This window comes from Corynebacterium sp. HMSC076D02 (genome assembly GCF_001813815.1).
In the GTDB taxonomy this organism is placed as follows: Bacteria; Actinomycetota; Actinomycetes; order Mycobacteriales; family Mycobacteriaceae; genus Corynebacterium; species Corynebacterium simulans.
Genome location: NZ_KV814065.1, coordinates 221,962 through 235,844 on the forward strand (window position 1 = coordinate 221,962; position 13,883 = coordinate 235,844).

Here is a 13,883-nt window from a genome sequence, read left to right on the forward strand (position 1 = left end):
GGAAGCGGTTGAGGAGTCCCGCAAAATTGTCATGCGAATCCCCTCCGATGGTGGTGGCCGTATTGTTGTGGAGCTCACAAAAGAGGAGGCTGCGGAACTTGGTTCATTGCTGACCGAAGTTTCCAGCTAGTCTTTAAGGCATGCTTTCACACGTCATCGATGTTCTGGCCGACCCAAACGATGGCACCGCGCTAAGCGGCGCCGACGATTTTGCTCGTCTCGTCTCTGAGTCTGGGCACTCTTTTGATGTGGCCAAACAAGGCTATGTCACCCTTGCCCCCGGGGCAGGGCTAAAGCATAAGGGCGATTCCAGTGAGATGGTTTCCGCGCGTGAGACCTTCTTGTCTTTGGGCCACTTCGCCCCATTTGTGGAGGCTGTCACTGGCGCAGTGCAGGACGCACTTGATGCCAACGAGTTGCCTGAGACTGCCGAGCCTATGCTGCTTGAAGTCGGTGCCGGCACCGGCTATTACCTAGCACATACCTTGGATTCCATCGCTGAGGCCCGTGGCGTTGGTTTGGATATTTCCCCACATGCTGCCAAGCATCTGGCAAAGTGCCATCCGCGCGTTGGCGCCGTGGTGGCGGATGTGTGGGAGCGGTTGCCGCTGCAGGATGATTCCATCGATGCGGTATCGGTGGTCTTTGCCCCGCGCAACCCAGCGGAGTTCCAGCGCATCTTGCGTCCAGGCGGCGAGGTCATTGTCTTGACTCCGGACCTCGGCCATCTGGATGAACTACGCGAGCCGCTGGGAATCTTGGGCGTGGAAGAAGGCAAGATCGAGCGCATGTACGAGCAGGCCGCCGGCTACCTGGAGCAGGCAGCAGATCCGGTTGATATCTCTTATCCGATGACCCTGGATCGCGCCTCTATTGCCGCGCAGGTTGGCATGAGCCCGTCTGCCCGCCACCTTGAAAAGGAAGAGCTTGCTGAGCGCATGGCAAAATTGCCAGAGACCATGCAGGTCACCGCTCATGCCCGCCTGGACCGTCTGCGCGCAGTCTAAATAGCGGTGGGCAAGGCCAAAGGTCTGGCCGGTTGCACAAACAATAGGGAAAGGCAGAGCACAGATGCTCTGCCTTTCCCTATTGTCGCTTTGAGTGTTAAAACACGTCGCGCTTAGAGCTGCGAGCCTTTGCGCTGCCAGGATTGCTCGATGACGGCCTCACCGGCGGTCTCGACCTGGAGATCAGAGCAACCGCCGTCGAAGTAGACGCGGGAGCCCATGGCTACCTGGCCGCCGTCGGCGTAGACCTCTACGGTGGCACCGTCGACCACGACGGTGAGGGAATCGGAATCACCCTCAGCCAAATGCGCTACGGCAGGAGCCGAGTCCTTGAAATAGGAATCGAAAGCAGTGCCCATGGAACGATCTAAGGTCAGTGTGCTGCCAGCATGGGTGATGACTGCCGCGGGCTTGCCGTTGCCGTCGAGCAAGGTGACGGTGACGGAGGAGCCTTCCGGGACATCCATTACGCCGACCCAGGAGCGGGCGCGCTCTGACTGGCGGATGGCATCCGGCAGGCCGCGCGGCGGAGTCTGGAAGAGCTTGCCTCCCTGGAGGGTGATGCGACGCGGCAGTGCGAGGGTATTGGCCCATCCTTCCTCCTCGAAGGAAGGATGCGCTGCAGGATCGTCGCCGCGGCCATTGCCGTTGAGAAGACCCAGGACAACCGCTTCGTCGTAGCGGGTCTCCTGCGGGACGGTGCCCTCGGTGGCGTTGGTGTTGCGCGGGCGGGAGAAATCGTGGCCGAAGTCGATGCGCTGGAAACCGGAGGCGACGGTGAAGGTGGTGCCCTCCAAGCGGCCGACGAGGTAACCGGAGACATCGCGGTTATCGCGCTCAAGGGTAACCAGGAGGACGTCGTAAATGCGCTCATCTACCTCGTCACGCAAGCGGACCAGGCGTGGAGAGACAACCGGTGGAATCGGCGAGTTTGCCGGGACCTCGCCCTCGTTGAAACCAGGATCGCCATTGAACTCGAGCGGGCCTTCCACATCCCAGGTCAAGCCGTCGGCCGAGCGCAGGATAACGGGCAGCGGCGCGTCGGAGTGGCCGGTTAGTGCGAGCATGAGCCAGCCCTCGTGGCCTTCATCGCGGTCGGCCGCGACCCAGTCTGGAACCACGGAAGGCGAGCGGAAGCGGGAGTAATTGGTGACGTTGGCGGCTACCTCGCCATAGCGCACGACATTCGGGTCTAGTGCGTTGGAGTCATCCGAAATTTCGCAGACATCGTTGAAATCGGTGTAGCGTGCTAAACGCACCGAGGTGCCGGTGGAAGTCACGGAGGTGAAGTAGAGGTTGATAGCATCTTCGCCCGCGGCTACAGAACCGGCGCGCAAGGAAAGCTCACCGCCGACAGGGGCAAGTGCGTCGTCGCACTCCAACCAATCGAATGGAAATTCTTCAGAATAGTTGTGTCCCCAGCGCGCCGGGGCGGAAAGTTCGTGGCGGTACTGGAAAAACAGGTGCCACGTATTGCCGTCTAGCAGCACGCCGGCCGGAGCCTCGAGGACTCCAGACTCAGGGGTGAAGTGCAGTTCGGGGCGATGGGTTGTCACAAAGTGCCTTTCTAAAGATTCTCGATTTAAATCAGTGCGCGGTAAATATCTACGGTCTGGGAGGCGATGGTGGCCCACGAGAACTTCTCCACAGCTCGCGTGCGGCCGGCTTGGCCGAATGCGGTTGCGTGCTCCTTGTCGGCGACGACCTGGTTGACGGCAGCAGCGAGGTTGGCCTCGAAGTCAGCGACCGCATTTTCGTCGTAGTGGACGAGGATTCCGGTCTCACCGTCGACGACAACCTCGGGGATTCCTCCGACGTCAGATGCAACTACTGCAGTCCCGCACGCCATGGCCTCCAAGTTAACGATTCCCAAAGGCTCGTAGATAGAAGGACACACGAAGACGTCGGCGCCAGAGTACACCTCTTGGATGAGGCTGCGAGAGAGCATTTCCTGCACCCAGAACACGCCGTCGCGGTTGGCCTGCAGGTCTTCGACCAAAGCTGCGGTTTCCGCGGCGATTTCTGGAGTATCGGGAGCGCCTGCGCACAGCACCAGCTGGACGTCTGAATCAAACTGGGCCGCGGCCTTCAGCAGGTGCTTCACGCCCTTTTGGCGGGTGATGCGGCCGACGAAGGCAACGATGGGGCGCTGCTTGTCGACGCCGAGTTTGTCCAGGTAGTCTGCCTCGCGCGGCTGCCACAGCTCGGTATCGATGCCATTGAGCACAACATGCACCTTGGACTCATCGATGCGGGGATAAGCATCCAGAATGGAGGCTTTCATGCCGGCGGAAACCGCGATGACGCCGTCGGCGTATTCCATGGCGTTTTTCTCGGACCACGAGGAAATCTCGTAGCCGCCACCGAGCTGCTCACGCTTCCATGGGCGGTGCGGCTCCAAAGAGTGGGCGGTGACCACATGCGGGATGTCGTAGAGGCGGGCGGCGAGATGGCCGCCGAGGCCGGAGTACCAGGTGTGGGAATGCGCGATATCAATATCGGAAGCTGCATTAGCCATGCGCAGACCCGTGGAAAGAGTTTGGATGGCGGGGTTGGCTGCGGAAAGTTCTGGATCAACGCCGTGGTTGAAGACGTCCTTTTCCTCGCGTGGGCCACCCATGCAGTGAACGGAAACATCGATTAACTCCCGCATGAAGCGGGTTAGCTCGGCGACGTGCACGCCAGCGCCACCGTAAATCTCAGGTGGGTATTCCTTGGAAAAAATTCCGGCTCTCATGTCCTCCCAGAATACGGAGAAAATCCATACCGTGCAGAAAATTCCCGTGGGGGTAGTTTCTGACCTATTTCCTCTGCGAAGCGGCCTAAAACTGAATAGGTTGGAACATGTGAAAACCCAGCCTAATGTCCTCGCCATTGTCCTCGCCGGCGGTGAAGGCAAGCGCCTATTCCCCCTTACGGAAGATCGCGCAAAGCCCGCCGTCCCCTTCGGCGGCTCCTACCGTCTCATCGACTTCGTCCTGTCTAACCTCGTCAACGCGGGCTACCTCAAGATTGCGGTGCTCACCCAATACAAGTCCCATTCCCTCGACCGCCACATCTCGCAGGCTTGGAATTTGTCTGGCCCGACTTCCCAGTACATCGCCTCCGTGCCCGCCCAGCAGCGTCGCGGTAAGCGTTGGTACAACGGTTCCGCCGACGCTATTGTCCAGTCGCTTAACTTGATTTATGACGAAAAGCCGGACTATGTCATCGTCTTCGGCGCCGACCACGTCTATCGCATGGACCCGCAGCAGATGGGTCAGGAACACATCGCTACTGGGCTCGACTGCTCCGTGGCGGGCATTCGCGTGCCGCGTAGCGAGGCCACCGCATTTGGCTGCATTCAGGCAGACGGCATGGGAACCATCACGGAGTTTTTGGAAAAGCCGGATAATCCGCCTTCGACTCCGGATGATCCGAACATGACCTATGCGTCCATGGGTAACTACGTCTTTACGGCCGATGCTCTGATTGAGGCCCTGCTCAAGGACGAGGAGAACGAAAACTCCGACCACGACATGGGCGGCGACATCATTCCGTACTTCGTGGAGCGCGGGCAGGCGCATGTTTATGACTTCATGGCGAATGACGTGCCAGGTTCCACTGAGCGCGACCATGGTTATTGGCGCGATGTGGGCACCATCGATTCTTTCTACGAAGCGCACATGGACTTAATTTCGGTGCACCCGATTTTTAATCTTTATAACAATCATTGGCCCATCCACTCCACGGATGAGTCCAACCTTCCGCCAGCGAAGTTCGACCAAAACGGCATCGCGCAGTCTTCCATGGTGGCCCCCGGCTGCATCATCTCCGGCGGCACCGTGCGCAACTCTGTGCTGTCCTCGGACGTGCATGTGGCCGACGGAGCTTCAGTAGAAGGCTCGGTGCTGCTGCCAGGCGTGCGCGTGGGCAAGGGCGCGGTTGTCCGCCATGCCATTTTGGATAAGAACGTGGTGGTTTCCGAAGGTGCCATCATCGGCTGCGACCGCGAGCGCGACGAGTCCCGCTTTAAGGTCTCTGCCGGCGGCGTTGTCGTCGTGGGCAAGAACGAAACCGTCTAGCGCACCGCGGCGGGGAGAAAACACAGAAGCCTCACACGAGATGAAGGGGCAGCCGCCTGTATCTCGTGTGAGGTTTCTACTTTCTTAGCGCTTGGTGATAAGCGTTAGGCCGGAACCCAGTGGTAGACGGGTTACTACGGCGTCTTCGAGTGAGCGGGCGAGTTCGTCTGCTTCTCGGGCAGCGGCAGTGTCGCGGTCGCTGCGGGTGGTGTCGGCGAGGGTGCCATCCAACAAAGAGTTCGCGAGAACCAGCGTGCCGTTCTTACGCAGCAGTGGGAAAGCGGCGTTGATAAGAGCCGGCATATCCAGCGCGGGAACGTCTGCGAAGATCAATTGATAAGAATCGGTGGCGAGACGTCCCATGACCTCCAGAGGATGGGAGGGCAAAAAGCGCGCGCGGGTGGTGGCAAAGCCAGCCTCACGGAAGGTGGACTTCGCCATGGCCTGATGCTCTGCCTCCGGATCGATGCAGGTGACGATTCCATTGTTAGGCAGGCCCTGCAGGAGGTAGATTCCGGCTACAGCAGCAGCCGGAGTAATGGCGATGGCCTGGGGGCGATCAGCGCCAGAGCTGGCTGCGGAAAGGGAGGAAAGAAGCTGCCCGGTTGCTTCGTCCGGTACGGACAAGCCAAATTCCTCGGCATGGGAACGGGCCCCGGCGAGTGCCGTAGAAACTTCGCTGGTGGATTCGATGTAAGAACGCAGTGCGTCGTATGCCGTATTAGTCACAACCTAAACCATAGGTAATTTTCTGTGTATGCGGTGTCAAGACGCCAGGATTGTTACTGATGAGGTAGAAGTTTTTGTTTTTCGGTGACGCTCACAGTCACTTCGCAGAGTACTGTCTGGCGTTTTGAAGCTCGGTATAGGAAGATGAAAGCATGAAAAGGAAGCATCGCGTCGATTCGTCTTTGCGCCAGGAAACTGGTGTGGCCACTAGCCCAACGGAGCCTCACGTCGCTGCTTCCGAAGAACTCAGCGGCACAGCCGCGTTCGACGCCGGCCAGGCTGCGATGCCTTCGTGGTCGGAGCTCGTGGACGAGCATGCAGACTCCGTTTACCGCCTGGCATACCGCTTGTCCGGTAACCAGCATGATGCAGAGGACTTGACCCAAGAGACCTTCATGCGTGTGTTCCGCTCGCTTGATAAGTATCAGCCCGGTACTTTCCGCGGCTGGTTGCACCGGATTACCACCAACCTCTTCTTAGATATGGTCCGCCATCGTGCCAAGATACGGATGGAGGCCCTGCCGGAAGATTATGAGCGCGTGCCCGGCACCGATATGACCCCGGAGCAAGCTTATACCGTGGCCAACTTGGACCCGATCTTGCAAAAGGCGCTCGACGAGCTGGCCCCTGACTTCCGTGTAGCAGTTGTTCTGTGTGACGTCGTGGGAATGAGCTACGACGAAATCGCAGAGACCCTGGGCGTGAAGATGGGTACCGTTCGTTCGCGCATCCACCGCGGCCGTGCACAGCTGCGCGCGGCTCTCGAAACCGCCGCGCAGACCAACGACGAAGCCCGAGTTTTGCTCCGTAGCCGCTAGGCCGCCCACGCTAAAGTGCAATGAGGTCTATTGTGGAGACTAATTAACGAACCCAACGTTCGATAGAAAGGTAGGTGGCAAAACTCCCGTGGAGGATTCTGCACATCAGCACCGCGCCTCGTTTCATATGCGTGGAGTAGAAGGCGCCACCACCACCTTTGACAAGACTCTTGCCAAGGCCCGTGATAAGGCCAAAGCAAGGGCTCGGCGGGCTGATTCCATTGGGCACTTAGGCCCCGAAGCTGTGGCAGCCTTCGTCGATGGCGAGATGGATCCCAAAGCCACTCATCGTGTGCATGTTCACCTGGTGCACTGCGCTGAATGTCGCGCCGACGTCCGTGAGCAGCGCCGTGCTTCCCAGTGGGTGCGCAACTGCAACGTTGACCACCAAGTGCGTGCACCGAAAGATTTGATGGCCAAGCTGGCCGGAATCGCAGCTGAAGCAGCTGACGAGGACGCCGCCACACCTGAAAAAGGGCGAAACAATTTCAGCGCACACGGCGGTACCAGTGGCGTCGGCGAGCGCGATATCCTTGACAAGGTCGAGATGGTCATTCGCGCCATCAAGCACAATCAGAGGCGTTAATGCAGTGGCGCTAAGTGGCGCTATTAGCAGCGGAGTCAAGGCGAATGAGGTTGGTGCCCGTTTCACATAGCGCACAGGCGCTAACGGAGGGCTAAGATAGCATAGTGTTTTCTTCAATCGGTTGGACAGAGATTGCCGTCATCGTGCTTCTTGGCATCGTGATCATCGGTCCAGAGAGGCTCCCCGGCGTAATCATGGATGTCCGTGCGGCAATCTATGCTGCGCGTAAGGCAATCAACAATGCCAAGGCCGAACTACAAGGTGAAATGGGCGGCCTGAGCGAGGAATTTGAAACTTTGCGTGGCCCCATCAGCCAGGCCGCCGAATGGACGCGCTTGGGCCCACGCGGTGCTATCACCAAGGCTCTTTTTGACGGAGACGATTCCGCTTGGGATGATTTCGACCCGCGTAAGCTGACAGAGGGAATGGGCAAACCGCATCTAAGCGCGGGCGATGAGCAAGCGCACTCCGCAGCGCAGCGCGGTGCTTCCGGGCCACGTGCCCAACACAGTCAGCGCAGTCAACAGGCGAATTCAGGTCAGCAGGGCCAGCAGCGCCCGACCTTCGACTACTCCCAGATTTACGCGGCACCGGCACAACCGCAGCAGAGCTCGGCTCAACAGCCGCAGGCACCTACGCCAAAGTCGGCGCCAAAGTCGGCACCAACTGCGGCAAATGACAACGCAGAAGGAACCGGCTTTTCTTGGGCTGATGTTACCTAAGCAGTAACTGCTTTAGGCGTCTGCCTAATTTTTTAGTGGCGGGTAACGCCCAGACCTAAGGTCTTGCCCACCAGAGAGTCGTTGCGGATGGCGAGCTTATCCGCTAGCTGCTTGATTGCCGTTGCAGAAGGAGAATCCGGGGCGGCGGTGATGATTGGTTCGCCGGCATCGCCGCCGGTGCGCAGAGCCGGATCGAGCGGCACCTCAGCCAAGACAGGCACCTCGTAGCCCAAGATGGTGCTAAGGCGCTCTGCTACAACCTTGCCGCCGCCGGTACCAAAGATATCCATCGTGGAACCGTCAGGCAGCACCATGGCGCCCATGTTCTCAATAACGCCGGCTACGCGCTGGCGAGTCTGCTGCGAGATGGAGCCTGCACGCTCTGCCACCTCCGCGGCTGCTGCCTGCGGGGTAGTGACGATGAGCAGCTCGGCGTTCGGGATGAGCTGAGCCACGGAAAGCGCGACGTCGCCAGTGCCGGGTGGGAGATCGAGCAGTAGAACGTCCAGATCGCCCCAGAAGACGTCAGCCAGGAATTGCTGCAGCGCGCGGTGCAGCATCGGGCCGCGCCAGACCACAGGGGCGTTGCCCTCGACGAATTGGCCAATGGAGATGTGCTTGATGCCGTGGGAAATTGGCGGCAGCAGCATTTCATCATCAATGACGGTGGGGCCGGCGGTCGAACCCAGCAGGCCCGGTACAGAGTGGCCGTAGATATCGGCGTCGACAATGCCAACCTTCAAGCCCTTGGCCGAAAGCGCGGCCGCGAGGTTGACGGTGGTGGAGCTCTTGCCGACGCCGCCCTTACCAGAGGCCACCGCGAACACGCGCGTGGTGGATTCTGGCTTGGCGAAAGGAATCTCCGGCTCAGCCTGGCCGCCACGCAACTTCTGCTTTAAAGCGCGACGCTGTTCATCGCTCATGGCGTCCATGGCCACGCTGACATTGCCAACGCCCTCGATGTCCTCGAGGACGGCGCGAGTGTTGGCTTCGATGGTGTTTTTCATCGGGCAGCCGGCAATGGTCAGATAGATTTCGACGCTGACGTCATTGCCGTCGATGGCGACGGATTTCACCATGTCGAGCTCGGTGATAGGGCGGCCGATTTCTGGGTCTTCAACCCGGCTAAGGGCCTCCCGAACGGCGGATTCAGTAATAGCGCTAGTCATAACTCAACCCATCTTAGCCCCTTATTAAATACAGGAAAACGCTGGGATAAGGCGGCGTCGGAAAGCCCAGCAGTGCCGTGTAGAATTTTAGGAATATTTAGGAAGAACCATAACTTTAAGGAGAACTGTGCCGATGCGATCCCGCCGCCTTGTAGCGACGCTAGCGACTGCCGGACTGGCATTGGCTGCATTGAGCTCCTGCGCCCAATTCGATCCTTCGGCGGATGAAAAGCCTGGCTTGCACCAAGCGGTAACCATATCCGTCAACCCAAAGTCCAAGCAGCAGCTGTTGCTCGCTGAGTTGTATAAGCAGACTTTGGAGTCTCAGGGCAGAGCCGCAAATGTGGCCGGTAATGGGGAACTGGAGGCCACCTCTGCTAACGACCAGAACCTCCCGCTTATCGAGAGCGGCGACGGCGCAACGAACTTCTACATCGGTTGCACCGGTGAATTGCTCGATGCCTTCAACCCTGTTGCCGCACGCGAGATTTCGAAGCGCTACGAGGAAGACCAAAAGGACCCCTCGGGCGAGGATTTCTTGGCTACTACCCACGTGGCGCTGATGAATGCGCTACCGCCGGACCTCGCGGTGGTAGAGCCTTCCAGCGCGCAAGGGTGCAAGGGAGCGGAGCCGGATCTGCCGCAGAACTACGTCGTGGTTTATTACAAGGGTCTTTTTGACCGTGAGGAACGCCTCGCAGTGTCTTCCCTGACCAAGTTTTTGACCGATGGGGAAATCCGTGAGCTGCTGGAAAAGACCGACGAGTCCGGTTCTCTGGAGCAAACCGTAAGTGATTGGAACTCGCAATCCAATGCGGGCACAGTCATGGATACCGGCGGTGATTCCAACTCTTCCGGAGGATCCGATCTGACCTCCGGCGATGAGAAAAAGGACGATTCGAGCAAGCCGAAGTCCTAGCTTGGCTGCTGAGCAGCTCCTCGTAGAGCTTGCTTTTTCGAAAATATACTAAAGCGCCCTTGCTACCTCTATTCGAGGCGGCAAGGGCGCTTTAGCCGTTATATCTGGCTTTTAAGCCTTAGACATCGAAGGCCTCTTCAAGCAGCTTCTTCTGCTCGATCTGGTGGACCTTGGCGATACCGGTTGCAGTCGAGGACTGCGCACGGCGAGATACGCGGACCATTTCCGGCATATCCGGAATGAGCTCACGCAGGTGCTCGTTGTAGAAAGGCCATGGGCCCTGGTTTGCTGGCTCGTCTTGGACGAAGCGAACCTGGGTGGCATTCGGGAAGGCCTTGAATGCCTCTGCGAGACGGTTGAACGGAATCGGATGCAGCATCTCGAGGCGGACGATTGCGACGTCATCGCGGCCGTCTGCTTCCTTCTTCTTAGCCAGCTCCCAGTAGAGCTTGCCGGAGACCAGCATGATGGTCTTGACCTTCTCGGCGTCGCCTACAACCTTGCCCTCGTGGTCAACGAAGTTCGGGTCATTGATGACGGACTGGAAGTGCTTGATTTCGGTGAACTCGGAGATAGCAGAAGCGGATGCCTTGTTACGCAGCATGGACTTCGGAGTAAAGACGACCAGCGGACGCTTCATGGAGCCCAGCGCCTGGCGACGCAGCAGGTGGAAGTGGTTAGCCGGGGTAGAAGGCTGGGCCACCGTCATGGAGCCCTCAGCGCACAGCTGCAGGTAACGCTCGATGCGGGCAGAGGAGTGGTCTGGGCCTTGGCCCTCGTAGCCGTGCGGCAGCAGCAGAACCAGGCTGGAGAGCTGGCCCCACTTTGCCTCACCGGAGGACAGGTACTCGTCGATGATGGTCTGTGCACCGTTTGCGAAGTCACCGAACTGTGCCTCCCATGCCACGAGTGCGTCCTGGTTACCCACGGAGTAGCCGTACTCGAAGCCCATGCCTGCGTACTCGGTCAGGGCGGAGTTGTAAATCAGGAAGCGGCCGCCGTTGCCCTTGGCCTGAGCCAGGTAGTTCAGCGGGTTGTACTCGGAGCCATCGCGCGGATCGACCGGGATAGCGTGGCGCTGGGTGAAGGTTCCGCGGCGGGAATCCTCACCGGCCAGGCGGACCAGCTTGCCCTGGTTAGCCAGGGAGCCGAAGGCGATAAGCTCGCCCCAGCCCCAGTCGATGCCGCCCTCGGTGGAGGTCTTCAGGCGTTCCTTGGCAACGCGGGCAACACGCTTGTGGTACTCGAAGCCCTCTGGGCCGTTGGCGTAGGCCTGGCCAATTTCCTCGATCTCCTCGGCGGTGATGGAGGTATCCAGACCGTGGGTGAGCCTCTGCGCAGAGGTGATACCGTGCTGCTCGCCAGGGGCACCGGCTTCCGATTCCTTGACTTCGGTGAAGACGGATTCCATCTGGTCGTGGAAGTCACGTGCTGCAGCCTCAGCGTCTGCTTCGGACAGGTCGCCACGGCCGATGAGCTCTTCGGTGTAGATCTCACGGACAGACTTGTGGTCATCGATGATGGAGTACAGCTCTGGCTGCGTCATCGAAGGATCATCTGCCTCGTTGTGGCCGCGCAGGCGGTAGCAGATGAGATCGATGAAGACGTCCTTGCCGAACTTGCGGCGGTACTCAGTAGCCAGCTGGCCAACCCAGACAACTGCTTCTGGGTCGTCACCGTTGACGTGGAATACCGGGCAATCGAAGCCCTTTGCCAGGTCGGTGGCGTAGTGGGTAGAACGTGCGGAATCCGGGGTAGTGGTGAAGCCCACCTGGTTGTTGACCACGATGTGGACGGTACCGCCGGTGGTGTAACCACGCAGCTGGGACAGGTTGATGGTCTCCTGAACAATGCCCAGGCCGTTGAAGGAGGAGTCACCGTGCAGCATGACTGGGACAACGGAGAAGCCGTCCTGGCCCTTGTCTAGTAGGTCCTGCTTAGCGCGGGCGATGCCCTCCAGGACTGGGTCAACGGCCTCGAGGTGAGACGGGTTAGCAGCCAGGCTGACGTCGATTTCGCCGTCACCGAACATCTGGATGTGGTGCCCCTGGGAACCCAAGTGGTACTTAACGTCACCGGAGCCACCGAGCTGGCCACCCTTGTAGTTGCCGTCGAACTCGCCGAAGAGGTCAGCCAGTGGCTTGCCAACAATGTTGAACAAGACATTCAGGCGGCCACGGTGCGGCATGCCGATGACGACCTCGTCGAGGCCCTGGCCTGCAGCAGTGTCCACGATGGCATCCATCAGCGGGATGAGGGACTCAGCGCCCTCGAGGGAGAAGCGCTTCTGGCCGACGTACTTGGTGTGCAGGAAGTTTTCGAATGCCTCAGCAGCGTTGACCTTCTGCAGGATGTACTTTTGCTCAGCGTTGGATGGCTTTGGCATGCCAGCCTCGAGGCGATCCTGCAGCCAGCTGCGTTCATCGCGGTCCAAGATGTGGGCGTACTCGGAGCCGACCTTCAGCGTGTAAGCATCACGCAGACGCTTGACGACGTCGCGCAGCTTCATGGTCTCCTGGCCACCGAAGCCGCCGACGTTGAAGGTGCGGTCCAGATCCCAGATCGACAGGCCGTGGGTCTTAAGGTCAAGGTCGCGGTGATCCGGCCAAGGCAGGCCCGGCTGACGCCAGCCAAGTGGGTTGACGTTGGCGAGGAGGTGGCCGCGGGAGCGGTAAGCCTCGATGTACTGCATGACGCGGGTGTTCTTGTCCACGCCGGTGTTCGGGACATCCTGTGCCCAGCGGAATGGCTGGTAAGGAACGCCCATGGACTCAAACAGCTCGTCCCAGAAGCGATCATCGGTGATCAGCTGGCCCAAGGTGCGCAGGAACTCGCCGGACTCCGCGCCCTGGATGACGCGGTGATCGTAGGTGGAGGTCAGAGTGACCAGACGGCCTACACCCATGTCAGCCAGACGGTCCTCGGAGGTGCCGGCGAACTCAGCCGGGTAATCCATGGAGCCGACGCCGATGATGGCGCCGGAGCCCTTGGTCAGGCGGGCGATGGAGTGGCGGGTGCCGATGCCGCCCGGGTTGGTGAGGTTGATGGTGACGCCGGAGAAGTCATCCATCGTGAGCTTGTTTTGGCGGGAGCGGTTGACGATGTCCTGGTATGCGTCAACGAACTCGGAGAAGGACATCTTCTCGGCTTCCTTGACCGCTGCAACAACGAGTGCGCGGGAGCCATCCTTCTGCGGGAGGTCGATAGCGAGGCCCAGGTTGACGTGCTCTGGCTGTACGACAGTCGGCTTGCCGTCCTTGACCTCGTAACGGACGTTCATGTCCGGGTGGATCTGGGTCGCCTTGACCAAGGCGTAGCCCAAGATGTGGGTAAAGGAAATCTTGCCACCGCGGGTGCGCTTGAGGTGATCGTTGATCATCGCGCGGTTTTCCCACATCAGCTTGACTGGAACGTCGCGCACGGTGGTTGCGGTTGGAATCTCGAGGGACTCGTCCATGTTCTTAGCGATTGCCTTGAACATGCCCTTGAGCTGACGCTCGCCAGCCTCCGGAGCCTCGCCGATGCGATCGAGCGGGGAATCTGGGTAGTTCTTCTTGGAGTCAGAATCCTTGCCTGGCTTCTCTGCTACCTTCGCTGGCTTTGCTGCTGGCGCACCGTTCGGGGTAGCAGAATCTGCAGCTGGCTTCGCCGGAGTGGACTTCTTCGCGGAGGATTGTGCAGCGGCTGCTGGGGCAGAAGCCGCGTTCTTCGGTGCTCCGTTGGCCTCAAAGTAATCGCGCCACTCCTTATCTACGGAGTTGGGATCCTTTGAGTACTGCTGGAACTGTTCGTCAATCAGCCACGCATTGGGGCCGAAAATGCTCGAGTTGCTCACGGCAGGAATTCGCCTCATTTCCTTGTTAATTACG

The 13,883-nt window shown here is 59.5% G+C and carries 12 protein-coding genes; 7 read left to right on the plus strand and 5 right to left on the minus strand.

Annotated elements, in window-relative coordinates:
* Both HMPREF2935_RS12790 and HMPREF2935_RS08930 read left to right on the plus strand, forming a co-directional pair.
* On the plus strand, positions 1-130 hold a 130-nt coding region (locus HMPREF2935_RS12790; RefSeq protein ID WP_083313212.1), incomplete at its 5' end, for a DUF3117 domain-containing protein.
* A gap of 10 nt (positions 131-140) precedes the next feature.
* Positions 141-1,007, plus strand: coding sequence for a methyltransferase domain-containing protein (locus tag HMPREF2935_RS08930; protein ID WP_062035438.1), 867 nt, complete (start codon positions 141-143; stop codon positions 1,005-1,007).
* A gap of 113 nt (positions 1,008-1,120) precedes the next feature.
* Here HMPREF2935_RS08930 and HMPREF2935_RS08935 read toward each other — a convergent pair whose 3' ends face one another.
* Together HMPREF2935_RS08935 and glgA are read right to left on the minus strand one after the other, a co-directional pair.
* Positions 1,121-2,563 (minus strand): GH32 C-terminal domain-containing protein, encoded by a 1,443-nt coding sequence (locus tag HMPREF2935_RS08935; protein ID WP_070433456.1) that lies wholly within the window; start codon positions 2,561-2,563, stop codon positions 1,121-1,123.
* A 26-nt stretch (positions 2,564-2,589) separates the two neighbouring features.
* Positions 2,590-3,744: a glycogen synthase gene (gene glgA / locus HMPREF2935_RS08940; RefSeq protein ID WP_070433457.1), complete on the minus strand. Its 1,155-nt coding sequence runs from the start codon at positions 3,742-3,744 to the stop codon at positions 2,590-2,592.
* Positions 3,745-3,853: 109 nt separating this feature from the next.
* Between glgA and glgC the strand changes: the two genes are divergently transcribed.
* Entirely contained in the window at positions 3,854-5,071 is a 1,218-nt protein-coding gene (gene glgC, locus HMPREF2935_RS08945; protein WP_070732867.1) for a glucose-1-phosphate adenylyltransferase, read from the plus strand.
* A gap of 84 nt (positions 5,072-5,155) precedes the next feature.
* Here the strand turns inward: glgC and HMPREF2935_RS08950 are convergent, their stop codons facing one another.
* Positions 5,156-5,800, minus strand: coding sequence for an O-methyltransferase (locus HMPREF2935_RS08950; protein ID WP_070433459.1), 645 nt, complete (start codon positions 5,798-5,800; stop codon positions 5,156-5,158).
* Positions 5,801-5,952: 152 nt separating this feature from the next.
* On the opposite strand from HMPREF2935_RS08950, the gene sigE reads away from it, so the two are divergent.
* The 3 genes from sigE (at position 5,953) to HMPREF2935_RS08965 (ending at position 7,926) form a co-directional block, all read left to right on the plus strand.
* On the plus strand, positions 5,953-6,618 hold the full coding sequence (sigE, locus tag HMPREF2935_RS08955; RefSeq protein ID WP_070433460.1) for an RNA polymerase sigma factor SigE: 666 nt from the start codon (positions 5,953-5,955) through the stop codon (positions 6,616-6,618).
* Between the two features lie 127 nt (positions 6,619-6,745).
* Positions 6,746-7,204, plus strand: coding sequence for an anti-sigma factor family protein (locus HMPREF2935_RS08960; protein ID WP_062039033.1), 459 nt, complete (start codon positions 6,746-6,748; stop codon positions 7,202-7,204).
* A gap of 104 nt (positions 7,205-7,308) precedes the next feature.
* Complete coding sequence (locus HMPREF2935_RS08965; RefSeq protein WP_061921800.1) at positions 7,309-7,926, plus strand: twin-arginine translocase TatA/TatE family subunit; 618 nt, start codon at positions 7,309-7,311, stop codon at positions 7,924-7,926.
* A 32-nt stretch (positions 7,927-7,958) separates the two neighbouring features.
* Here the strand turns inward: HMPREF2935_RS08965 and HMPREF2935_RS08970 are convergent, their stop codons facing one another.
* On the minus strand, positions 7,959-9,095 hold the full coding sequence (locus HMPREF2935_RS08970) for an Mrp/NBP35 family ATP-binding protein (RefSeq protein WP_061921803.1): 1,137 nt from the start codon (positions 9,093-9,095) through the stop codon (positions 7,959-7,961).
* 133 nt (positions 9,096-9,228) lie between these two features.
* Between HMPREF2935_RS08970 and HMPREF2935_RS08975 the strand changes: the two genes are divergently transcribed.
* On the plus strand, positions 9,229-10,014 hold the full coding sequence (locus HMPREF2935_RS08975; RefSeq protein ID WP_070732869.1) for a hypothetical protein: 786 nt from the start codon (positions 9,229-9,231) through the stop codon (positions 10,012-10,014).
* 118 nt (positions 10,015-10,132) lie between these two features.
* Here the strand turns inward: HMPREF2935_RS08975 and HMPREF2935_RS08980 are convergent, their stop codons facing one another.
* A complete protein-coding gene (locus HMPREF2935_RS08980; RefSeq protein ID WP_210400742.1) occupies positions 10,133-13,849 on the minus strand; it encodes a multifunctional oxoglutarate decarboxylase/oxoglutarate dehydrogenase thiamine pyrophosphate-binding subunit/dihydrolipoyllysine-residue succinyltransferase subunit in 3,717 nt (1,238 codons plus the stop codon).
* Positions 13,850-13,883 lie beyond the last annotated feature (34 nt).